This window comes from Micromonospora marincola, assembly GCF_056150385.1.
In genome coordinates this window covers 48,198-69,673 of the sequence record NZ_JAXCFT010000020.1, presented here as the reverse complement: position 1 = coordinate 69,673, position 21,476 = coordinate 48,198, and the positions used below count along the sequence as shown (strand labels likewise).

General features: G+C 73.2%; 20 protein-coding genes. 7 read left to right on the top strand and 13 right to left on the bottom strand.

Going from position 1 to position 21,476, the window contains the following annotated elements:
* Positions 1–23 precede the first annotated feature (23 nt).
* Positions 24–2,018: a hypothetical protein gene (locus SM450_RS27275; RefSeq protein WP_474622639.1), complete on the top strand. Its 1,995-nt coding sequence runs from the start codon at positions 24–26 to the stop codon at positions 2,016–2,018.
* A gap of 687 nt (positions 2,019–2,705) precedes the next feature.
* A complete protein-coding gene (locus SM450_RS27270; protein WP_474622663.1) occupies positions 2,706–3,779 on the top strand; it encodes an AI-2E family transporter in 1,074 nt (357 codons plus the stop codon).
* 3 nt (positions 3,780–3,782) lie between these two features.
* Here SM450_RS27270 and SM450_RS27265 read toward each other — a convergent pair whose 3' ends face one another.
* From SM450_RS27265 to SM450_RS27240, 6 genes are all read right to left on the bottom strand, one after another.
* Positions 3,783–4,592, bottom strand: coding sequence for an alpha/beta hydrolase (locus SM450_RS27265; protein WP_474622638.1), 810 nt, complete (start codon positions 4,590–4,592; stop codon positions 3,783–3,785).
* Between the two features lie 66 nt (positions 4,593–4,658).
* Positions 4,659–4,985: a hypothetical protein gene (locus SM450_RS27260; protein WP_474622637.1), complete on the bottom strand. Its 327-nt coding sequence runs from the start codon at positions 4,983–4,985 to the stop codon at positions 4,659–4,661.
* 77 nt (positions 4,986–5,062) lie between these two features.
* Positions 5,063–5,392, bottom strand: coding sequence for a hypothetical protein (locus SM450_RS27255; protein ID WP_474622636.1), 330 nt, complete (start codon positions 5,390–5,392; stop codon positions 5,063–5,065).
* Between the two features lie 41 nt (positions 5,393–5,433).
* Entirely contained in the window at positions 5,434–7,224 is a 1,791-nt protein-coding gene (locus SM450_RS27250) for a 3-hydroxyacyl-CoA dehydrogenase family protein (RefSeq protein ID WP_474622635.1), read from the bottom strand.
* 122 nt (positions 7,225–7,346) lie between these two features.
* Positions 7,347–8,411 (bottom strand): alpha/beta fold hydrolase, encoded by a 1,065-nt coding sequence (locus SM450_RS27245; RefSeq protein ID WP_474622634.1) that lies wholly within the window; start codon positions 8,409–8,411, stop codon positions 7,347–7,349.
* A 104-nt stretch (positions 8,412–8,515) separates the two neighbouring features.
* Positions 8,516–8,962: an FHA domain-containing protein gene (locus SM450_RS27240; protein WP_474622633.1), complete on the bottom strand. Its 447-nt coding sequence runs from the start codon at positions 8,960–8,962 to the stop codon at positions 8,516–8,518.
* 240 nt (positions 8,963–9,202) lie between these two features.
* On the opposite strand from SM450_RS27240, the gene SM450_RS27235 reads away from it, so the two are divergent.
* On the top strand, positions 9,203–10,705 hold the full coding sequence (locus SM450_RS27235; protein WP_474622632.1) for an aldehyde dehydrogenase family protein: 1,503 nt from the start codon (positions 9,203–9,205) through the stop codon (positions 10,703–10,705).
* Here SM450_RS27235 and nucS read toward each other — a convergent pair.
* On the bottom strand, positions 10,702–11,361 hold the full coding sequence (nucS, locus tag SM450_RS27230) for an endonuclease NucS (RefSeq protein WP_474622631.1): 660 nt from the start codon (positions 11,359–11,361) through the stop codon (positions 10,702–10,704). The genes SM450_RS27235 and nucS overlap by 4 nt on opposite strands.
* 71 nt (positions 11,362–11,432) lie before the next feature.
* Here nucS and SM450_RS27225 point away from each other — a divergent pair, with 71 nt between their 5' ends.
* Complete coding sequence (locus SM450_RS27225) at positions 11,433–12,050, top strand: DUF4126 domain-containing protein (protein WP_474622630.1); 618 nt, start codon at positions 11,433–11,435, stop codon at positions 12,048–12,050.
* Positions 12,051–12,062: 12 nt separating this feature from the next.
* On the opposite strand, the gene SM450_RS27220 is transcribed toward SM450_RS27225, so the two are convergent.
* The 5 genes from SM450_RS27220 to SM450_RS27200 all read right to left on the bottom strand — a co-directional run bounded on the left by SM450_RS27220 (position 12,063) and on the right by SM450_RS27200 (position 17,931).
* On the bottom strand, positions 12,063–12,359 hold the full coding sequence (locus tag SM450_RS27220) for a DUF1540 domain-containing protein (RefSeq protein WP_474622629.1): 297 nt from the start codon (positions 12,357–12,359) through the stop codon (positions 12,063–12,065).
* A 119-nt stretch (positions 12,360–12,478) separates the two neighbouring features.
* Positions 12,479–14,473: a protein meaA gene (locus tag SM450_RS27215; protein WP_474622628.1), complete on the bottom strand. Its 1,995-nt coding sequence runs from the start codon at positions 14,471–14,473 to the stop codon at positions 12,479–12,481.
* A gap of 112 nt (positions 14,474–14,585) precedes the next feature.
* Positions 14,586–16,733, bottom strand: a complete 2,148-nt coding sequence (locus SM450_RS27210; protein WP_474622627.1) for an FtsX-like permease family protein — start codon at positions 16,731–16,733, stop codon at positions 14,586–14,588.
* Positions 16,730–17,410, bottom strand: coding sequence for an ABC transporter ATP-binding protein (locus SM450_RS27205; protein WP_474622626.1), 681 nt, complete (start codon positions 17,408–17,410; stop codon positions 16,730–16,732). The genes SM450_RS27210 and SM450_RS27205 overlap by 4 nt, the downstream gene beginning before the upstream one ends.
* Positions 17,407–17,931: a PadR family transcriptional regulator gene (locus SM450_RS27200; RefSeq protein ID WP_474622625.1), complete on the bottom strand. Its 525-nt coding sequence runs from the start codon at positions 17,929–17,931 to the stop codon at positions 17,407–17,409. The genes SM450_RS27205 and SM450_RS27200 overlap by 4 nt, the downstream gene beginning before the upstream one ends.
* 85 nt (positions 17,932–18,016) lie before the next feature.
* Here SM450_RS27200 and SM450_RS27195 point away from each other — a divergent pair, with 85 nt between their 5' ends.
* The 3 genes from SM450_RS27195 (at position 18,017) to SM450_RS27185 (ending at position 20,598) form a co-directional block, all read left to right on the top strand.
* Positions 18,017–18,865 (top strand): ABC transporter ATP-binding protein, encoded by an 849-nt coding sequence (locus SM450_RS27195; RefSeq protein ID WP_474622624.1) that lies wholly within the window; start codon positions 18,017–18,019, stop codon positions 18,863–18,865.
* Positions 18,862–19,707 (top strand): ABC transporter permease, encoded by an 846-nt coding sequence (locus SM450_RS27190; RefSeq protein ID WP_474622623.1) that lies wholly within the window; start codon positions 18,862–18,864, stop codon positions 19,705–19,707. The genes SM450_RS27195 and SM450_RS27190 overlap by 4 nt, the downstream gene beginning before the upstream one ends.
* Positions 19,708–19,788: 81 nt before the next feature.
* Positions 19,789–20,598 carry an alpha/beta hydrolase gene (locus tag SM450_RS27185; protein WP_474622622.1) on the top strand — a complete coding sequence of 270 codons (810 nt, stop codon included), beginning with the start codon at positions 19,789–19,791 and terminating at the stop codon, positions 20,596–20,598.
* A 23-nt stretch (positions 20,599–20,621) separates the two neighbouring features.
* Here SM450_RS27185 and SM450_RS27180 read toward each other — a convergent pair whose 3' ends face one another.
* On the bottom strand, positions 20,622–21,470 hold the full coding sequence (locus tag SM450_RS27180) for a 3-hydroxyacyl-CoA dehydrogenase family protein (protein WP_474622621.1): 849 nt from the start codon (positions 21,468–21,470) through the stop codon (positions 20,622–20,624).
* Between the last annotated feature and the right edge of the window lie 6 nt (positions 21,471–21,476).

The following is a 21,476-nucleotide window of genomic DNA, read 5'->3' as shown; positions in this document are numbered from 1 at the left end:
CGGATGCGTGTGAGGATGGGGGCATGTCGCACGGCGAGGAACTGTTCGCGCTCGGCGGGGACGTGACCACGGAACCCAGCTTCGAGTCCGCGCTGCGGGGATATGAGAAACGTCAGGTCGACCGCTACGTCGCCCGCGCGGAACACGAGATCGCCGCGCTGACCACCGAGCGGGAACAGGCGTACACCCAGATCCACAAGCTGGCGGGTCAGGTCGAGGTGCTCCAACGCGACCTCGCCCAGGTGCGCAAGCAGGTGGGCGTGGTCGACCGCGCCTCGTTCCGGCACCTCGGTCCCCGGGTCGAGCAGATCCTCACCATGGCCGAGGAGCAGGCCGACGACATCCTCGCCGCCGCCAACGAGGAGATCGAGGCCCGCCGGGCCGCCGCCGAGCACATCGTCGAGGAGGCCCGGGAGCAGGCCGCGCACGCCTTCAAGGACTTCGAGATCGCGCTCGCCGCCCGCCGGGCCGAGGAGGAGCGGCACACCGCCGCCCGCAAGGCCGAGGCGGAGGCCACCCTGAAGGCCGCCAAGGACGAATCCACGAAGCTGCGTACGGCCGCCCAGGACGAGGCCGAGAAGTTACGCCGGACCGCCCAGGACGCGCTGGCCAAAGCCCAGCAGGAAGCCACCCAGCTACGGGACACCGCCAAGGAGATCCACTCCCGGGCCCAGCAGGAGGCCGCCCGGCTGCGCGAGAGCGCCAAGGAGGCGGTGGCCAAGGCGCAGCAGGAGGCCAACCAACTGCGCGAGGCGGCCAAGGAGGTGCACGCCAAGGGTCAGCAGGAGGCGAAGCGGCTCACCGACGCCGCCGCCGAGGCCGGCCGGGCCACCCACGCCAAGGCGCTGGCCGAGGCCAAGAAGATCGTGGACGACGCGGAGGAGGCCGCCAAGGGCACCCGCGGCCGGGCCCGCACCGAGGCCAACCGGCTCACCGCCGACGCCGCCGAGGCCGGCAAGCGCAACCGCGCCGAGGTCGACGCGTACGTGCAGCGGATGCGCACCGAGACCGAGACGTACGTGCAGCAGTCCCGTGCCCAGACCCAGCAGGAGCTGGGCGCCTGGCGGGCCGGGGTGGAGAAGGAGGTCGCCGGGCAGCGGGAGAAGGCGGAGAAGGAGCTGGCCCAACGCCACGCCGCCGCCGAGCAGGAGTTCGCCAAGCGCCGCGACGAGCTGGAGAAGCAGCACACCGGCCGGCACCAGGAGCTGGAGCAGGCGTACGCGACCCGGCGGGACGAGATCGAGCGGAACGCCGCGAGCGTCCGGGAGGCCGCCGAGTCCGACGCGCTCACCATGCGGCAGCAGGCCGAGCTGGAGGCCGCCGAGTTGCTGCGCCGCGCCGAGGCGGACGCCACCGAGCAGCGCCGCAGGGCCGACGAGCACGTCGCGGCCTCACGCCGCCAGTTCGAGGAGTACGCGGCCACGACCCAGCAGCACCTGGCCACCACCCAGCAGCACCTCGCCGCCACCCAGCAGGAGGTGGCCGCGGGCCGGCAACAGCTCGCCGGGGTGATGCTGGAGATCGCCAAGGCGCAGCAGGAGCTGGCCGACCTGCGTACCGCGACGTGGAAGTCCCGGCAGGAGTCCGACGACCTGCAGGACCGGCTCACGACGCTGCGTCGGGACGCCGAATCGGCAGGCATCTCGGCCACCCCGGTCGACCCGGGCGACCTCACCACCGCGGCCAACGGCACCCTGGTGGGCAGCGGCGCGGCGAAGGGCACGGCCGCGGTGACCGCGAACGGCGCCGGGCCGGACAACGGCGGGAACCGATCGAGCGGCGAGCCGGCGGAGGCCGGGCAGGCGAAGCCGATCGCCGAGCCGGTGACCACGATGGACTCGGCCGCCGGCGCGGGCGTCGACGGGGAGCCCACCGTGGCCGCCGTACCGGGCGAGGGCGGTCGGGGTGCCACCCCCACGAAGATCACCAGCACCGGTGAGAACGGCAAGCGCCCGACCAAGCCGACCACCGACGAGCGCAGCGCCAAGCCCAGCGCGGTCACCGTCGACAAGGACTGACCCGGCGCCCCGCCACCGGCCGCGTTGCCGGTGGCCCCCGAGATCTTGGTACGAAACGGCCCCCAGAGGGGCCGTTTCGTACCAAGATCTTCACCTTCCCTGGCGCCGCCGGCCGGCCACCGCGTCCACCACATTCCTTGACGCGATGGAGACGGCCCACGGGCATCCACCCGGCAGCGGGACGGCGGGAAGTGGCGGCGGGATGGTCGGCGCACGCGGCGGCGGCTACCCTGCGGGCAGAGGGCCAGGGCGTCGGCGACGCGCGGCCCGTCACGAGTCGCTCCGACACGCCGATCGGGGCGACGGGGAGCCGGGAGGGTACGGGTGTCGCAGGAGGGATCCGCAGCCCCGGACGACGACGACCCGTTCGAGGCGCTGCGCCCGGAGCCGGAACTCACCGGCCCCGACCACACGCCGGCACCGCCCGACGGGGCCGGCCCGGCGGGCGCCGCTCCCGCCCGACCTCCGGGTTCCGGCGGAACCCGCGACGCCCGCACCGGCCCCGGCCCGGTCCCCCCGCCCGGAAGCACCGACACCGGAAGCACCGACACCAGACGCACCGGCAGCGGCACCGGCGCGAGGAGCACCGACACCGGAAGCACCGACACCAGACGCAGCGGCAGCTCCGTGAGCGCGCCCACCGGCGACGCCGCGACCGCCGGCGACGCGGGCGTCGACGTCACCGACATCGAGCCGGGTGAGTTCGAGCCGTCGGGGCGGTTCGGGGTGCCCGGGCGGCCACTGCGACGCAACAGCTTCCTGGTCGGCTTCACCGGCGCGCTCGGCGTGCTGCTGGCGTACGCGGTGTTCCTGGGCGTGCGGAACGCGGCCGGCATCCTGGTGCTTGTGGTGATCGCGCTCTTCCTCGCGGTGGGCCTGCACCCGGCGGTGGTCCGGCTGCGCGGTTGGGGGTTGCCGCACGGGCTGGCCGTGGCGGTGGTGTCGCTGACCGTGGTGTTGCTGATCGTGGGCGGGCTGCTGGCGCTGGTGCCCCCGGTGGTGACGCAGTCCGGGCAGTTCGTCCAGCAGTTGCCCGGCTACGTCGAGGACCTGCGCCGTAATCCCACCGTGAACGATCTCGTGGTCCGGTACGACGTGATGGAGCGGGTCCGGTCGGCGGCGAACGCCGACACGATCGGCCGGGCGCTCGGCGGTGTGCTCGGCGGCGCCCAGTTGATCTTCGGCACGATCTTCCGGGTGTTGACCGTGCTGGTGCTGACGATCTACTTCCTGGCCTACTTCGACAAGCTGCGCGACCTCGGGTACGCGCTGGTGCCGCGCTCCCGCCGGGAGCGGGTACGGCTGATCGGCGACGAGATCCTGACCCGGGTCGGCGCGTACATGGTCGGTGCGCTTGCCATCGCGGTGCTGGCCGGGGTGAGCACGTTCGTGTTCGCGCTCGTGGTCGACCTGCCGTACCCGTTCGCCCTGGCCGTGGTGGTCGCGGTGACCGACCTGATCCCGCAGATCGGGGCGACCCTGGGCGCGGTGGTGGTGACCCTGGTCGGCCTGGCCACCGACCTGCCGGTGGGCATCGCCTGCCTGGCGTTCTTCCTGATCTACCAGCAGGTGGAGAACTACCTGCTCTATCCGAAGATCATGCGCCGGGCGGTGTCGGTGAACGAGGTGGCCGCGCTGCTCGCGGCACTGCTCGGGGTGTCGCTGCTGGGCGTGGTGGGCGCGCTGATCGCGATCCCCACGGTGGCCGCGTTGCAGCTGATCCTCCGCGAGGTGGTGCTGCCCCGGCAGGACGCGCGCTGACTGTTACCCGGCGTTCCGCTGCTCCGGCCCGGGGACCGGGGTGTCGGCGAACGCGGCCACCGTGCGGTCGGCGTACGCGCTGACGTCGCCGGTCTCCATCGGGCCGTCCCAGGTGGTCGGCAGCGGCAGCGGCACGGCCGGGGCGACCCGCCGGACGATCTCGTCGAGCACCTTCTCCGCGTCGCCGACCCAGAGGTGCTTGGCGCCGTCCACGCCTACCACCTCGGCCTGCGGGATCGCGGCGAACCGCCGCCGGGCCTCGTCGGGGCGCAGGTAGTCGTCGAACTCCGGGACCAAGGCGATGAGCGGCCGGCCCGAGTCGGCCCAGACCTGGAGGTCTTCCGGGGCGGAGTAGCGCAGCGGCGGGGAGAGCAGGATCGCGCCGGCCACCGCCGGGTCGCAGCCGTGCTTCAACGCCAGGTCGGTGCCGAAGGACCAGCCCACCAGCCAGATGTTCGGCAGCTCGTGGAATTCGGCGTACTCGATCGCGGCGGCCACGTCGAACCGCTCGTCGACGGCGTTGTTGAACGCCCCTTCGCTGGTGCCACGGACGCTGCTGGTGCCCCGGGTGTTGAACCGGAGCACGGCCAGGTCGGCGAGCGCGGGCAGCCGCCAGGCCGCCTTGCGGAACACGTGGCTGTCCATCATCCCGCCGTGGGTGGGCAGCGGGTGCAGGCAGACCAGGGTGCCGACCGGCGCACGATTCACCGGTCGGGCCAGCTCGCCGACGAGCGTCAGCCCGTCGGCGGTGTGCAGCTCGATGTCTTCCCGGCGGCCGGGCAGGATCGACGAGGCCCGAATCGGAGTGCTCACCGTTCCAGTCTCCCGCGTCGCCCGCCCCGCCGCCCGCCGGGGCCCGAACCTGGTGATCCAGATCGCTCAGCCGTGGCGGGGGGCGCCGCGGCCCCGCTGGAGGTTCGGCTGGCGCCGGTCCCGGGCCCGCCAGCAGCCGCTGTGCCAGTGCCGGCGGTCGGTCAGGTCACCCCGGTCGTCGGCCGGCCAGGCCACCAGGTGCGCCACGCCGGGCCGGATCTCCTGGTCACAGCCGGGACAACGGTACGTCTTGGCGGACGCCCCACCGCTGACCGCGCGGACCTGCCAGTCGCCGTCGCGCCACTGCTGCACGGTGGACACGCCGTGCCGGGCTCGTTCGGCGTCCAGGCCGGTGCTGTCATCCCGGCGGGGCCGATTGCGACGGGGGCTCACGGTAACCAAGCGTACGGCCCCCCACCTGCCCCGGACCGAGGGCCCGGACCCGAGCAGTCCCGCCCGTCAGGCGCCGGTCAGGGCCACGTCTTCGGGTCGGTCGGGTCCTCGGCCAGTCGGGCGCCGGCCAGCAGCGTCCCCGCCTCCGCCTCGGTGAAGCCGGGCGCCGCCGAGCCGATGGTGGCCTTCAGCTCCACCTTCGGGATGCCGACCAGGTCGAGCGTCCACCCCTTCGGCGCCACGTACGCGGGCCGGCCGGCGTACGTCCGGTTGGACTGGGTGCTGGTGCCGGCCTGCGCCGCGTACCGGTACCAGACCGTCATGACCTCCCCGTTCCGCTCCACCGAGAACTGGGCCAGGCGCAACAGGGCCGGGCCCCGGCTGCTGACGTACTCCTCGAAGGTCACACCCTCACCGACGCCGTCACCGGCGCGGGCCGTTGACCCGCTCAGCGAGTGGTGTGGTCGCGGAACCCGCGACCGGTCTTGCGTCCCAGGTAGCCGGCGGTGACCAGGTGCTCCAGCAGCGGCGCCGGGGCGAAGCCGGGCTCGCGCAGCTCCAGGTACAGCTCCCGCTGGATGGCCAGCGCGACGTCCAGGCCGACCACGTCGAGCAGTTCGAACGGGCCCATCGGGTAGCCGCAGCCGAGCTTCATCGCGTGGTCGATGTCGTCGGCGGTGGAGTAGCTGGCCTCCAGCATCCGCACCGCGTCGTTCAGGTACGGGAAGAGCAGCGCGTTGACGATGAAGCCGGACCGGTCGCCGCAGACCACAGCGGTCTTGCCGAGCGCCGCGCAGACCGACCGGGCGGTGGCCGAGGTCTCGCCGGAGGTGCGGATGGTCCGCACGACCTCCACAAGCGGCATCACCGGCGCCGGGTTGAAGAAGTGCAGGCCGACCACGTCGGCCGGGCGCTGGGTGGCCATCGCCACGTCGATCACCGGCAGCGACGAGGTGGTGGTGGCGAGCACGACGCCCGGCTTGCAGATCTCGTCCAGGCTGGCGAACAGCGCCTTCTTGACGCTCAACTCCTCGACCACGGCCTCGACCACCAGGTCGACGTCGGCGAGGTGTTCAAGCGTGGCGGACCAGGTGACCCGGCCCAGCGCGGCGTCCCGGTCGGTCTCGGCGAGCCTGCCCCGGACCACGCCCTTGTTGAGCGACGTCTTGACCGCCTCGCAGACCTTGGCGGACTTCTCCGCGCCCCGGGTCACCGAGATGACCTCGTAGCCGGCCTTGGCGAAGACCTCGATGATGCCGGTGGCCATGGTCCCGGAGCCGACGACACCAACCTTCGCGACGGCGCGGGCGCCGTCGGCGAGCGCGGCGTCCGCGGCCACCGGCGTGTGCTCGTCGGGTACGACCTTCGGTGAGCCCGGCCGCTCGTAGGTGTAGAAGCCGCGCCCGGACTTCCGGCCGAGCAGCCCGGCGGTGACCATCTGCTTGAGCAGCGGGGCGGGGGCGTGCCGGCGGTCCCGGCCGCCGCGCCGGTACATCGTGTCCAGGATCTCGTACGCGGTGTCCAGCCCGATCAGGTCCATCAGCGCCAGCGGGCCCATCGGCAGGCCGCAGCCGAGCTTCATGGCGGCGTCGATGTCCTCGCGGGTGGCGTAGCGGGCCTCGAACATGCCTACCGCGTGGTTGAGGTAGCCGAACAGCAGCGCGTTGGCGATGAAGCCGGCCCGGTCGCTGATCGTCACGTCGACCTTGCCGAGCCGCGCGCACAGCGCCTCCACGTCGGCCACCACGTCGGCCGAGGTGACCACCGTGCGGACCACCTCGACAAGCTTCATCACCGGCGCCGGGTTGAAGAAGTGGATGCCGATGACCTGGTTCGGCCGGGTGGTGGCGACGGAAATCTCGGTGACGCTCAGCGACGACGTGTTGGTGGCCAGGATGGCCTCGGGCTTGCAGACCCGGTCCAGCTCGGCGAAGATCCGCTGCTTGAGGTCGAGGTGCTCGGGCACCGCCTCGATCACCAGGTCCACGTCGTGCAGGGCGTCCAGCCCGACCCGGAAGTCGACGCGCGCCATCAGGGCGTCCCGGTCGGCCTCGGCGAGCTTGCCCTTGGCCACGGCGCGGTCGGTGGAGCCGGTCAGGGTGACCCGGCCCCGCTCCAGCGCGGGCTCGGAGATCTCCACGGCGGTCACGTCGAGTCCGTTGCGGGCGAACACCTCGACGATGCCGGCACCCATGGTGCCCAGACCCACCACGCCCACCCGGGTGAACTCGCGCGCCACGACCGGCCTCCCTCGGTTGCCTCCGCCGTTGCCGACTTGAACGGCCGCTAAGGTTATGCGCCGGAGTCTGCCATGTGACGTTGCGTTGTCGAGACACCGTGGGATATTTCACGCACCACGCCTCAGGCGGGCGCGGCCGTCCCGGTGAGCGCCAGCAGTTCGGCGACGAACTCGACCGGCCGTTCCAGGTGCGGGCTGTGCCCGCAGCCCGGCAGCGCCACCTCCCGATACGCCCCGCCGGCCGCCGCGTACCGGTCCAGCACCGCGCGGGTCTGCCCCACCATCGGCTGCGGCGGGCACTCGTCGGCGCCGGGCCAGCCGGGCACCACGCCGAGCTGACCGAGGTACGCCAGATCGAACAGCGAGGTGTCCGAGACGATCACGTCGGCGTCACCGCGTACCCAGGTCACCGGCGGTTTGACCGGCACGGCGACCAACTCGTCGGCGAGCCGGAAGTGGGCCGGGGCCAGCGTGTTGAGCACGCCGCGCCGCCCGGCGGCGGTCTTCGGCCAGTGGGCCGAGGCGACCGCCGTGCCGGGGTAGTTGTCGTCCCCGGTGGCGGTGGTCAGCATGCTCTCCAGCAGCAGGTCCTCGTGCTCGCCGAGCGACGCCGGATCGGCCACGTACGCGGCGCGCAGCACGGCGCGCGGGCTGGTCGGGCCGTCCGCCCCCCGGTCACCGGCGGCGAGCCGGGCCACGAAGTCGGGGTTCGCGCCGCCCGCACCGGTGCCGGCGAAGTCGGGCGTGGTGGGGGTGCCGTCGAGGTCCCGGGTGCCGCCGAAGCCGTACGGGGAGACCGGCGCCTCCAGCAGCAGCCCGGCCACCCGTTCCGGGTGGTCGACGAGCAGCCGCATCGCCACCCCGCCGCCGAGGGAGTGCCCGACCACCACCGGCCGGGCCCCGGGCGCGAACAGCCCGGGAGTGTCGAGCAGTGCGGCCACGTCGTCGGCGAACTCGCCCAGCCCTCGGATGGCGTCGACCGGGGCGGTGTCGGTCTCGCCGTATCCGCGCAGGTCGGGAGCGACCACCCGGAGCGTCTCCGGCAGCCGGGGCAGCAGTGGCTCCCAGAAGGCCGACGACGAGACGTTGCCGTGGATCAGCAGCACGGGCACGCCGTCCGGCGGCCCGGCCACCCGGACCGCCTGGGTGATGCCGTTCGCCTGGACCGTGTGCCGCGCGCTCCGCATCCGCGCACCCTGACACACGCTCCGTGCCGGATTCCATGTGCCCACCCCACACACCCCGCCCCACTCCCCTGTTTCTGGGAAGCGAGCGCGCGTGGCGCGTGCGGTCAGCCTGCGTCGACCGGCTGTGGCGCGCGGGCCTCGATCGGGTGCCTGGGCGCCGGGACCGGCAGCGGCAGCGTGGGCCGCTGGTCACGGCGCGGCCGGCCGAAGTTCATCCCGACCGGGTCGGTCAGGGCCACGCCCGGGTCGTAGAGTCGCAGGTCGGTGCGGCCGAGCCGGATCACGTCCCCGTCCGAGATCGGCACGCTGCCGGTGACCCGCGCGTCGTTGAGCCAGGTGCCGTTCGTCGAGCCGAGGTCGGTGAGCAGCACCCCCTCGCTGGTGGCCTGGACGCTTGCGTGCCGCCGGCTCAGGTGCGCGTCGGCGAGCACGACGTCGGCTTCCGGCGCGCGGCCGATCACCTGCACGCCCCGGCCGACCCGGAAACTGAGCCCACGCATCGCCCCGCCCGACACCGTCAGCAACGGCATCAGCTCAGGATGCTCCTCCATCGACAAGTCGACCTCCACCCCACATCGCCCCGCGGCCAGCCTGCCACGTCACCGTAGTGGCTCCCCACCACCGCGTGGTCACCCCCGTGACCCCGGCCGGTCATCTCCCGTTCGCCGTTCGGCTGGCCGGGAAGGGCGCGATCGGCTATCACACGCGTCGATATGATGAGCATCGGTACGCCGAGCGTGCGCCACCCGCGACACCTACCGGTGAGTAATATTCGGGTTTACACTGCGGCCATGACCGCTGTGCATGTCCCCGGAACCCCGCTCATCGAGGCCGGTCGACTGGTATCGACCAGCCCGGCGACCGGCGCGGAGGCCGGGCGACTCCCGGTGGCGACCGAGGCGGACGTGCGCGCCGCCGTCGACCGGGCCCGCGCCGCCGCCGACTGGTGGGCCGGGCTCGGCTTCGCCGGCCGCCGGGACCGGCTCCAACGCTGGCGCGGCGTGCTGGCCCGGCGCATCGAGGAGCTGGCCGACCTGATGCACACCGAGGGCGGCAAGCCGGTCGGCGACGCCGTGGTCGAGATCCTCACCGCGCTGGAGCACATCGACTGGGCCGCCCGCAACGCACGGCGGGTGCTCGGGCCCCGGCGGGTCCGCTCCCGGCTGATCCTCGCCGAGTTCACCGGCCACCTCGAATACCAGCCGTACGGGGTGGTCGGCGTGATCGGCCCGTGGAACTACCCGGTCTTCACCCCGATCGGCTCCGCCGCGTACGCGCTTGCCGCCGGCAACGCGGTGGTGTTCAAGCCGAGCGAGTACACCCCGGCCGTGGGCCAGTGGCTTGTCGACCGGTTCGCCGAGGTGGTGCCGGAGCGGCAGGTGTTCCAGGCGGTGCACGGGTTGGGTGACGTCGGCGCGGCGCTGTGCCGCTCCGGGGTGTCGAAGGTGGCCTTCACCGGCTCGACCGCCACCGCGAAGAAGGTCATGGCGGCCTGCGCCGAGACGCTCACGCCGGTGCTGCTGGAAGCCGGCGGCAAGGACGCCATGATCGTGGACGCGGACGCCGACCTGGACGCCGCCGCCGAGGCGGCCGTGTGGGGCGGGCTGACAAACGCCGGTCAGACCTGCATCGGCATCGAGCGGGTCTACGCGGTCGACCAGGTCTTCGACGCCTTCGTCGACAAGGTGACGGCGAGGGCGGGCCGGTTGACAGTCGGCGCAGACGGGGCCGACCTCGGCCCGATCACCATGCCGTCCCAGATCGACGTCATCCGCCGGCACATCGACGACGCGGTCGCCCGGGGCGGCCGGGCGGTCCTCGGCGGCCCGGAGGCGGTCCAGCCGCCGTACGTGCACCCGACCGTGCTCGTCGACGTGCCGGAGGACTCGGCCGCCGTACGCGAGGAGACGTTCGGCCCGACGCTCACCGTCAACCGGGTCCGCGACGTCGACGAGGCCGTCGAGCGCGCCAACGCTTCGCCGTACGGCCTCGGGGGTTCGGTCTTCGGCCGGGCGCGGGCGGTGGCCGTGGCGCGGCGGCTGCGCTCCGGGATGGTCTCGGTCAACTCGGCGCTGACCTTCGCCGGCATGTCGACGCTGCCGTTCGGCGGGACCGGCGAGTCCGGCTTCGGCCGGATCCACGGCGAGGACGGGCTGCGCGAGTTCGGCCGCGCCAAGGCGGTCACCCGGCGTCGGGCGCGCTCGTTGCTGCCGTCCATGACGTTCGAGCGCACCCCGGCCGACGTCGCGCGCCTGGTCAAGGTGGCCAAGCTGATGTACGGCCGGGGGCGTTAGAACAGCGTCAGCTCGTCGCGTTCGATGCCGCGCAGCTTGTCGTAGTCGACCACCACGCAGCGGATGCCGCGGTCGGTGGCGAGCACCCGGGCCTGCGGCTTGATCTCCTGCGCGGCGAACACGCCGGTGACCGGCGCGAGCAGCGGGTCGCGGTTCATCAGCTCCAGATAGCGGGTGAGCTGCTCCACGCCGTCGATCTCGCCGCGCCGCTTCACCTCGACCGCGACCGCGCCGGCGTTGGCGTCCCGGCAGAGCAGGTCGACCGGGCCGATCGCGGTCATGTACTCCCGCCGGACCAGGGTGAAGCCCTCCCCCAGCGTCGTCGGGTTGGCCGCCAGCAACTCCTGGAGGTGCGCCTCCACGCCGTCCTTGCGCAGGCCGGGGTCGATGCCCAGCTCGTACGAGGTGTCCTGGAAGATCTCCTCCAGGGTGATGCGCAGCTCCTCGCCGGCCTTGTTGACCACCCGCCACACGCCTGGCGCCTCCTCCAGCCGGCATGGCGGGCTCATCCAGTTCAACGGCTTGTAGGCCCGGTCGTCCGCGTGGATCGACACCGAGCCGTCCGCCTTCACCATGAGCAGCCGGGTCGCCGGCGGCAGGTGGGCCGAGAGTCGTCCGACATAGTCCACCGAGCACTTCGCAATGACCAACCGCACCCGACGAGGGTAGCCGAGCCCCCGGCCGGCGCCGACGAGCGCCACTGGCGTACCGGTGCCATATTGAGATCGTGCTCGAAGTCCTCACCGGTTCCGGTCTCGCCGCCTCGGCGGGCCTCAACGCCTACATCCCGCTGATGCTGATGGGCCTGCTGGCCCGCTACACCAACCTGATCGAGCTGCCCGGCGGCTGGCAGTGGCTCGGCAACGGCTGGGTACTGCTGATCCTCGCCGTGCTGCTCGCGGTCGAGGTGGTCGCCGACAAGGTGCCGGTGGTCGACCACGTCAACGACATGGTGCAGACGGTGGTCCGGCCGACCGCCGGCGGCCTGGCCTTCGGCGCCGGCTCCGGTTCGGAGACGGTCACGGTTAGCGACCCGGACACGTTCTTCTCCACCCACCAGTGGGTGCCGGTGGTGGTCGGCGTACTCATCGCGCTCGGCGTGCACCTGCTCAAGGCCGCCGCCCGGCCGGTCGTCAACGCGGCCACGGCCGGCTTCGGCGCGCCTGTGGCCAGCACCGCCGAGGACGCCACGAGCGTGGTCATGTCGGTGGTGGCGATCCTGCTGCCGGTGCTGGTGCTGGTGTTCGCGGTCGGCCTGGTGGCCTTCGTCATCTGGCTGGTGCGCCGCCGCAAGGACCGGCGGCGCGAGCGTGCCGCCGCCCGCGCGGCCGGGTTCCGGGTCTGACCACGCGCCGCTTCAGCGGCTGCGGTACGTCATGCAGTCGGCCATGTCCATGTCCGGGCCGACGGTGATGGCCGGGGCGTGGCACTCCAGGTCGGCGTTGTGCTGGCAGTCGGCGCGTGAGCAGGCGCCGACCTGGGCGGTGAGCTGTTCGATGCCACCGCGCACGGGCATGTCCACGTAGGTGTGGCAGTGCGCGTGGTCGCTGCTGCCGATCGTGATGGCGAACGCGTGGCAGTCGTTCGTGTGGTTGTAGGCGCAGGACCGGACGGCGCACTCCTGAACCCGGGGCATCTCCATCGACGCGGTCATCTTTCCGCCCTTCCGTGGTGTCTTGCCCCGACTTTAGGCTTTTGCGCGCGCTGCCGGGCCGGTTCCGGTGTTAAGCGGGGCCCCCGCCTCTACCGAATGCGTTAAGCGGGGCCCCCGCCTTACATCCGCTCGCGGATGACGGTGACCAGTTCGTCGATGATGCCGGTGAGCGCGAAGTCCTTCGGCGTGAACACCCGCGCCACCCCGGCGGCGAGCAGCGCCCGCGCGTCGGCCGGCGGAATGATGCCGCCCACCACCACCGGCAGGTCACCCCGCCCGGCGGCGCGCAGCCCGTCAAGCACCGCCGGCACGGCGGCCAGGTGCGAGCCGGAGAGCACGGAGAGGCCGACCAGGTCGACGTCCTCCTCCACGGCGGCGGCCACGATCTGCCCGGCGGTCAGTCGGATGCCCTGGTAGACCACCTCGAAGCCGGCGTCCCGGGCGCGTACCGCGATCTGCTCGGCACCGTTGGAGTGCCCGTCCAGCCCCGGCTTGCCGACAAGCAGGCGCAGCCGGCCGGTGCCCAGCTCCCGGGCGGTCGCGGCGACCCGCTCGCGGACCGCGGCGAGACCCGCGTCGCCGCCGGCCCCGGCCGCGCCGGCGAGCCCGGTCGGCGCCCGGTACTCGCCGAACACCAGGCGCAGCGCGCCCGCCCACTCCCCGGTGGTCACGCCCGCGGCCACGCAGGCGAGCGTCGCCGGCATCAGGTTGGTGGTGGTCGCGGCGTCCGCGCGCAGCCGGTCCAGCGCGGCGTCCACGGCCGCCGCGTCCCGACCGGACCGCCACGCGCGTACGCCGTCCACGGCAGCCGCCTCGACGGCCGGGTCCACCTGCTCGATCGCCTCCGCGCCGGCAGCGGTCAACGGGGACGACTCGGTCTCGGTGAACCGGTTGACACCGATCACCACGTCCGCGCCGGACTCCATCCGCCGGCGCCGGTCGGCGAGCGAGGCGACGAGCGCGCTCTTCAGGTAGCCGGACTCCACGGCGGTCACCACGCCGCCCATCTCCAGCACCTTGTCCAGCTCGACCCGGGCGCCTGTCACGATGTCGTCGACGAGCGCGGTCATCACGTGCGAGCCGTCGAACAGGTCGGGATATTCGAGCAGGTCCGACTCGTACGCAAGCACCTGCTGCATGCGCAGCGACCACTGCTGGTCCCACGGGCGGGGCAGGCCGAGCGCCTCGTTCCAGGCGGGCAGTTGCACGGCCCGGGCCCGGGCGTCCCGGGAGAGCGTGACGCCGAGCATCTCCAGCACGATCCGCTGGATGTTGTTCTCCGGCTGCGCCTCGGTCAGGCCCAGCGAGTTGACCTGGACGCCGTAGCGGAACCGGCGCTGCTTCGCCTCGGTCACGCCGTACCGGTCACGGGTGATCTCGTCCCAGAGCGCGCCGAACGCGCGCATCTTGGCGATCTCCTCGACGAAGCGCACCCCGGCGTTGACGAAGAAGGAGATCCGCTGGACCACGTCACCCATCCGCTCGGCCGGCACCTGGCCGGAGTCGCGCACGGTGTCAAGCACGGCGACGGCGGTGGCGAGCGCGAAGCCGACCTCCTGCACCGGCGTCGCGCCGGCCTCCTGGAGGTGGTAGGAGCAGATGTTCACCGGGTTCCACCGCGGCATCTCCCGCAGCGTGTACGCGACGACGTCGGCGGTCAGCCGCAGCGAGGCGGCCGGCGGGAAGATGTACGTCCCCCGGGACAGGTACTCCTTGATGATGTCGTTCTGCGTGGTGCCGGCGCAGCGGCTCAGCTCGGCGCCCTGCTCGGCGGCGGCGGTGCCGTAGAGCGCGAGCATCCACATGGCCGGCGCGTTGATCGTCATCGAGGTGTTCATCTCGGCGAGCGGGATGCCGTCGACGAGCGCCCGCATGTCGCCGAGGTGCGCCACCGGCACGCCGACCCGGCCCACCTCGCCGGCGGCCAGCTCGTGGTCGGGGTCGTACCCGGTCTGGGTGGGCAGGTCGAACGCGACCGACAGCCCGGTCTGCCCCTTGGCCAGGTTGCGGCGGTAGAGCGCGTTGGAGGCCGCGGCGGAGGAGTGCCCGGCGTACGTGCGCATCACCCACGGGCGGTCCCGCTCCGGCAGGCGTCCCGGCATCGCGTCGTCCATGGCCGGAGTCTAAGTTACCGTTCAGTAAAAGAGGCTGTGCAAAACCACACAGTTGGATGGCTGCGCCGGTGGGCCGGCCGGGGCTCCGGATGTGGCCGGCCCACCTGGCGGCTCACTCGCTGCGGGCGGTCTGCGGACCCGTGATGCGTTCCAGCAGCGGCAGCGTGGCGGCGATGACGGCGAGGCAGCCGAGCAGCCCGACGGCCACCACGGCGGCGAACCCGGCCCCGGGCAGGCGCAGGTCGTAGTCCATCTGCGCGCGCAGGAACAGGTGCGCGGCGACCAGTCCCATCCCGACGGCGACCGCGGCGACGATGAGCATCGGCACCGCGCTCTCCAGCGCCACCACCCGGCGCAGCAGCCGCACCGGCGCGCCGCTGAGCCGCAGCAGGCTGAACGGCCGCTTCCGCTCGCCGAGGCCGGCCGCCACGGCGACCGCCAGGCTGCACCCGGCGAGCGCGAGGCTGGACACCACGACCACGTCGGCCAGCCGCTGCCAGCCCCGCATGGTGTCCGCGAAGTCGGCCTCGAAGTCGCCCGGCACGTTCGGGGCCACCACGTAGGCGGGGAACGCCGCCTCGATGACCGTCCGGGCCCGCTCCACGGTTGCCGGGCCGTCCGCGTCGAGCGCCACCGAATCCACCGGCAGCCCCGGGAGGGCGGCCGGATCGACAGTGGACGCGGGCCAGATCCGGGCCGCCGAGGCGGACTCCCGCCAGGGGATCAGGCCCGACTCCACCTCGGCCACGGCCACCCCGGGCGCGCACCGCCCGTAGGCCGGCGGGATGTCCGCGCAGGCGATCACGCCGGACCCGCCGCCGCGCGCCGGGTTCTGCCGGACGACCACCGGGTCACGCACGCCGGGGACCGCGGCCAGGTCGGTCAGCAGCGTGGCCGGCACCGGCACGTCGTGCACCAGGTTGAAGGACAGCCGACCGGCCTCCAGCGAACCTCGGGGGGCCGGGCCGCGCTCGGCCGCGATCGTCCCCATGATGCCGACCGCCACTGTCGTCACGAAGAGCGCGAGCATCACCCCGCTTACCGCCCGGAAGCCGGCGGCCGGGTTGTCGGCGAGCCGGCGGGCGGCGATAAGCGCCGCCGGCCGGCTGGCACGGGCGGCCATCGCCCGCGCGCCGACCATGGTCAGCCAGGGCCCGCCGGTGACCAGGCCGGTCATCACCAGCAGCAGGGAGGGCAGGAAGAGCGCGGTCTGTCCGTCGCCGGTGACGGGCCGGTAGAGCAGGCCGAGGCCCAGCCCGGCGAAGCCGAGCACGAGCGGGATCAACCGGTACGCCCGCGGCGGCCTCGGTGTCACCCGCCGGGTGACGCCGAGCGGGGAGATCCGCACCCGGCGCAACGCCACCCGGGCCGCGACCGCCGCGCCCGCCGGCACACCGAGCGCCACCAGCAGCACGTCCGGCGCGCCGAGGGAGAGGTCGCCGGGGAAGTACGGCATGCCGGTGAACGGGATCGCGGCGAGTTGCCCGCGGAACGCGAGGAACAGGGCGAAGCCGGCCGCGGCGCCGACCGCCGCCGCGAGCGCCGCCTCCACGGCCGCGACCACCGAGATCTGTCGTGGGGTGGCGCCGACCAGGCGCATCGCGGCGAAGCGCTGCTCCCGGCGGGCGGCGCCGAGGCGGGTCGCGGTGCCGATGAAGATGAGCACGGGGAAGAGCAGCCCGCCGACCACCACGCCGAGGATGAGGTCGATCGCGGTCTCCGGCAGCGGCGCCTCGTTGCCGGCCACCCGGGTGACTTCCCGGACCCGATCCAGCGCGCCCACCTGCTCCGGCGTCCCGCCGACCAGGATGAGCAGGCTCTCCGGCGAGGTGAGCGCCGCCGGGCCGACGGCACCGAGGTCGCGGCCGGGATAGCGGTCACCGAGCTGGTCGCCCGGCGTGGCGGCCAGCAGCTTCCGCAGCGCCGGGGAGGCGTAGTACTCGCCGGGACCGGGCACCCGGGGCACGCCGACCGGGGTGGGCGCGGTCGGCCCGGTCGCGGCGACGTCGACGCGCTGGATCTGGGCGCCGTGGAAGTAGTCGGTCCGGGTCGACCAGAGCAGCGGGTCGGCGGCGCCGCCCGCCGTCTCCTGCGGGTACATCGCGGCGTACCGGCCGAGCTGGGCGTTCGTGGCGTGCACGCCGGCGACTGTGGTGAGCAGCAGCCCGGTCCCGATCGCGGCGGCGGCGGCGATGGCGGCCAGCCGGACGAGCGCCTCCCGGCCGCCCGCGACGGCGAGGCGCAGCGCGAGGGCGGTCACGAGGCGACCCCGGCCGGCGCGTTGATCCGCCCGTCACGCACGATGACCTCCCGGTCGGCGTACGCGGCGACGCGCGGTTCGTGGGTGACCAGGACGACAGTGGTCCCCTGTTCGCGGGCGGTGTCGACGAGCAGGTCCATCACCTCCTCGCCGGTGAGCGAGTCGAGCGCGCCGGTGGGCTCGTCGGCGAAGAGCACCTGCGGCTTGGCGACCAGGCCACGGGCCAGCGCGACGCGTTGGGCCTGCCCGCCGGAGAGTTCGCCGGAGCGGCGGTGCTCCAGGCCGCCCAGCCCGAGCCGCTCGAACCAGGCGCGGGCCGCCCGCAGCGCCGGGGCACGCCGGACGCCGCCGAGCAGCAGCGGCAGCGCGACGTTCTCCGCCGCGGTGAGTTCGGGGACGAGCTGGCCGAACTGGAAGACGAACCCGAAGCGGTCGCGGCGCAGCGCGCTCCGCTCCGCCTCGCCGAGCGTGTCGATCCGCACGTCGCCGATCCGGACCTCACCGGAGTCGGGCCGCAGGATGCCGGCCAGGCAATGCAGCAGCGTCGACTTGCCGGAGCCGCTGGGGCCCATCACGGCGACGACCTCGCCGGCGTCGACGGCGAGGCTCGCGCCGCGCAGGGCCGGGGTGTCGCCGAACGAGAGCGTGATGTCCCGGGCCTCGATCGTCACGGTCATCGCCGTACCGCCTTCCGCAGGGCGTCCAGTCGGGCGCCGGCCATCTCGATCCATCTCAGGTCGGCCTCCAGGTGGTAGAGGCCGTGGTCGGCGAGCATCACGTCGACGAGCCCGCCGGCCCGCTTGACCTCGGTCAGCTCGCGCATCCGGCGCAGGTGGGCGGCGCGCTGCGTGTCCAGGTAGTCCTCGGCCGGTCGGCCCAGCATCAGGGCGAGCACGACCTTGGCGAACAGCACGGTCTGCAGGTGCGGTTCCGGCTCGACCGGCTCGGTCAGCCAGTGCTCCACCTCGGTGGCGCCCCGGTCGGTGATGACGTAGCGCTTGCGGTCGGGGCCGGCGCCGGGCTCGACCTCGCTGACCACCACCTTGCCGTCCCGGGCCAGCCGGCTGAGCGTCGAGTAGACCTGCCCGTAGGGCAGCGGCTTGCCTCGGCCGAAAAAGGTGTCGTAGTCGCGCTTCAGGTCGTAGCCGTGGCTCGGCTCGCGTTCGAGCAGGCCGAGCAGGGTCAGGGGAACGGTCATGGACCGAGACTACACCCGGTGTATACCTCGCGTATATAGCTAACCCGGGACCGCCGTGAGTGGCGGCAGGACGCACACTTGAGGCATGGACCAGCAGCTCGCGATCTCCGTACGGGGACTGCGCAAGACGTACGGCGACAACGTCGCGGTGGCCGGGGTGGACCTGGACGTCCACCGGGGCGAGGTGTTCGCCCTGCTCGGCCCGAACGGCGCGGGCAAGACCACCACGGTGGAGATCCTGGAGGGCTACCGGCACCGCGACGCCGGCGAGGTGCGGGTGCTCGACGCCGACCCGGCCCACGCCGACGCCGGCTGGCGCGCGAAGGTCGGCATCGTGCTCCAGGGCACCGGCGAGTTCGACGAGCTGACCGTCGGCGAGGTGGTACGACACTTCTCCGGCTTCTACCCGGACGCCGACGACCCGGCCAAGGTCGTCGAGCGGGTCGGCCTGGGCGCCAAGGCCAAGGCACGCACGCACACGCTCTCCGGCGGGCAGAAGCGCCGCCTCGACGTGGCGCTCGGCATCATCGGCCGCCCCGAGCTGCTCTTCCTCGACGAGCCCACCACCGGCTTCGACCCGGAGGCCCGACGCGAGTTCTGGGAGCTGATCCGGGACCTCTCCGCCGCCGGCACCACGATCGTGCTCACCACCCACTACCTGGACGAGGCCGAGGCGCTCGCCGACCGGGTCGGTGTGATCGCGGCCGGCCGGGTGGTGGAGGTCGCGCCGCCGGGCCGGCTGGGCAACCGGCAGGAGTCGCTGGCGACCGTCTCCTGGCGTACCCCCGAGGGGGAGGCCGGGTCGGCGGAGACCGCGACGCCGACGGCGCTCGTGGCCGAGCTGGCCGCGCGCTTCGGCGGCGAGGTGCCCGGCCTGGCCGTGCGCCGGCCGACCCTGGAAGACGTCTACCTGCGGATGATCGGAAGCCGATGACCACCACGACGAAGCCGGCGGCCCCGGTCGCCGCCGTACCGGCCCGACGGCCCGGCGCGGGCACGCTGGCGTTGCGCCAGGGCCGGCTGGAGATCACCCAGTTCCTGCGCAGCCGGGAGTCCGTCGTGTTCACGATGGGCTTCCCGATCATCATGATCCTGATCTTCGCGGCGATCTTCAGTGACGAGATCGCCCCGGGCGTCAGCTACACGCAATACTTCATCACCGGCATGATCGCGACCGGCCTGATGACGGTGAGCTTCCAGAACCTCGGCATCTGGATCCCGATCGAGCGGGACCGGGGCGTGCTCAAGCGCTACCGGGGCACGCCGATGCCGAAGTGGGTCTGGTTCGCCGGCAAGGTGATCATGGTGGTGGCGATCGGCATCGCCGAGACCGCGCTGCTGCTCGCCGTGTCGGTGGCGCTGTTCGACCTCGACCTGCCGCAGACCGCCGCCAAGTGGCTGACGTTCGGCTGGGTCGCCGTCCTCGGCGTCACCGCCTGCACGCTGTGCGGCATCGCCATCTCGTCGCTGGCCCGCACCGCCCGCAGCGGCTCGGCCGTGGTCACCCCGGTCGCGCTGGTCCTCCAGTTCATCTCCGGCGTGTTCTTCATCTTCACCAGCCTGCCGACCTGGATGCAGCAGGTAGCCGCGCTCTTCCCGCTCAAGTGGATGTGCCAGGGCCTGCGCTCGGTCTTCCTCCCGGACAGCTTCGGCGCCCAGGAGCCCGGCGGCTCGTTCGAGCTGGGCCGGGTGGCGCTGGTGCTGGGCGCATGGTGCGTCATCGGCCTGCTGCTGTGCCTCACCACCTTCCGCTGGACCACCCGCCGCGACGGCTGAGGTGTAAGGCGGGGCCCCCGCTTAACGCCTGGCGTATAGGAAGGGGCCCCGCTTAACACGCGGGGTGGCACACTGCCCGGCATGGGACGCACGCTGAGCCGGCGGACGCTGCTCACCGCCGCCGGAGGGATCGCCGGCGCCGGGCTGGTCGGCGGGCTGGCCGCCCGGCAACTGACCGAGCCCCGCCCCGGGCCGGCCCCCGCCCTGCCCGACGCGCCGGCCGGCGACGAGCGGCTGACCCGCATCGCCTCCGGCGCCCGGGGCCGGGAGGTGGACTTCTGGACCGCCGTGCCCGAGGGGTACGGCGACGGCCGTGGCCTGCCCGTCTGCCTGGTGCTGCACGGCGCCTCGGCCACCCCGCGCGACTACGGCCGGTTCGGGCTGGCCCGCTTCCTCACCGACGCGGTACGCCGTGGCGCCCCGCCGTTCGCGCTCGCCGGCGCGACAGGTGGACGGCTCGCCTGGCGCCGGACCGGCGACGACGACCCCCAGCGGATGGTGCGCGAGGAGGTGCCCGCCTGGTGCGCCCGGCGCGGTTTCGACAGCAGCCGGCTGGCCGTCTGGGGCTGGTCGATGGGCGGTTTCGGGGCGCTGCTGCTCGCCGAGGCGTACCCGAAATGGCTGCGGATGGCCGCGGCCTTCTCCCCCGCGGTCAGCCCCGGCGACGCGGTCTTCACAGGCGTCGACAAACTGCGCGGCACCCCCGTCGGGCTCTGGTGCGGGCGGCAGGACAACTTCCTGAAGGACGTCCGCGCCCTGGCCCGGGCGCTGCCCGAGCGCCCGGTACGCGCGGCCTGGGCCGACGGGCGGCACAACTTCGGCTACTGGGGCACCGTCATCCCGGACGCGTTCGCGCTGCTCGGCGCCGCGCTCACCCCGCCCCGGACGTGAGTCGTCCGGGGCGGTAGCCGCAATCAGTACGGGTAGAAGCCCTGGCCGGTCTTGCGGCCCAGGTCGCCTGCGGTGGCCATGCGCTGGAGCAGCTCCGGCGGGAAGAACTTCTCGTCGGCGGTGTCGGTGTAGATGTTGCGGGTGGCGTTGAGCAGCACGTCCACGCCGGTCAGGTCGACCGTGGCAAGCGGGCCCATGGCGTGCCCGAAACCCAGCTTGCAGGCGGTGTCCAGGTCCTCGGCGGAGATCACGCCGGCCTCGACGAGCTTGACCGCCTCCATCGCCAGGGCACAGATCAGCCGGGTGGTGACGAAGCCGGCGATGTCCCGGTTGACCACCACGACCGTCTTGCCGATCTCCTCGGCGAAACCTCTGGCCGTGTCCATCGTCGCGTCGCTCGTCTTGTAGCCCCGGACCAGTTCGCAGAGCTTCATCATCGGCACCGGCGAGAAGAAGTGGGTGCCGACCACCGACTCCGGACGCTGCGTGGCGGTGGCGATCTGGGTGACCGGGATGGCCGAGGTGTTTGTGGCAAGCACCGCGTCCGCCTTGCAGATCTTGTCAAGCGCGCGGAACACCTCGTGCTTGATCTCGATCTTCTCGAAGACGGCCTCGACCACGATGTCCGCGTCGGCCGCCGCCTCCAGCTCGGTGGTCGGGGTGATCCGGCCCAGCGTCGCCTCGACGTCCGACGCCTCGATCTTGCCCTTCTCGGCGAACTTCGCAAGCGACTTCCGGATGCCGTTGACGCCCCGCTCAGTGGCCGCGTCGTCCACGTCGCGCAGCGTCACCTGCCAGCCCGCCTGCGCCGCCACCTGGGCGATGCCCGAGCCCATCAGCCCGGCACCGACGACCGCCAGTCGACCCGCCATCTGCTT

Bases quoted from the DNA above. Each gene is read 5' to 3' on its own strand.
- SM450_RS27195 (WP_474622624.1), top strand. From the start codon at position 18,017: ATGGACCAGCAGCTCGCGATCTCCGTACGGGGACTGCGCAAGACGTAC.
- SM450_RS27240 (WP_474622633.1), bottom strand. From the start codon at position 8,962: ATGGAGGAGCATCCTGAGCTGATGCCGTTGCTGACGGTGTCGGGCGGG.
- SM450_RS27275 (WP_474622639.1), top strand. From the start codon at position 24: ATGTCGCACGGCGAGGAACTGTTCGCGCTCGGCGGGGACGTGACCACG.
- SM450_RS27185 (WP_474622622.1), top strand. From the start codon at position 19,789: ATGGGACGCACGCTGAGCCGGCGGACGCTGCTCACCGCCGCCGGAGGG.
- SM450_RS27200 (WP_474622625.1), bottom strand. From the start codon at position 17,931: ATGACCGTTCCCCTGACCCTGCTCGGCCTGCTCGAACGCGAGCCGAGC.
- SM450_RS27180 (WP_474622621.1), bottom strand. From the start codon at position 21,470: ATGGCGGGTCGACTGGCGGTCGTCGGTGCCGGGCTGATGGGCTCGGGC.
- SM450_RS27215 (WP_474622628.1), bottom strand. From the start codon at position 14,473: ATGGACGACGCGATGCCGGGACGCCTGCCGGAGCGGGACCGCCCGTGG.
- SM450_RS27205 (WP_474622626.1), bottom strand. From the start codon at position 17,410: ATGACCGTGACGATCGAGGCCCGGGACATCACGCTCTCGTTCGGCGAC.
- SM450_RS27190 (WP_474622623.1), top strand. From the start codon at position 18,862: ATGACCACCACGACGAAGCCGGCGGCCCCGGTCGCCGCCGTACCGGCC.
- SM450_RS27245 (WP_474622634.1), bottom strand. From the start codon at position 8,411: ATGCGGAGCGCGCGGCACACGGTCCAGGCGAACGGCATCACCCAGGCG.
- SM450_RS27220 (WP_474622629.1), bottom strand. From the start codon at position 12,359: ATGACCGCGTCGATGGAGATGCCCCGGGTTCAGGAGTGCGCCGTCCGG.
- SM450_RS27235 (WP_474622632.1), top strand. From the start codon at position 9,203: ATGACCGCTGTGCATGTCCCCGGAACCCCGCTCATCGAGGCCGGTCGA.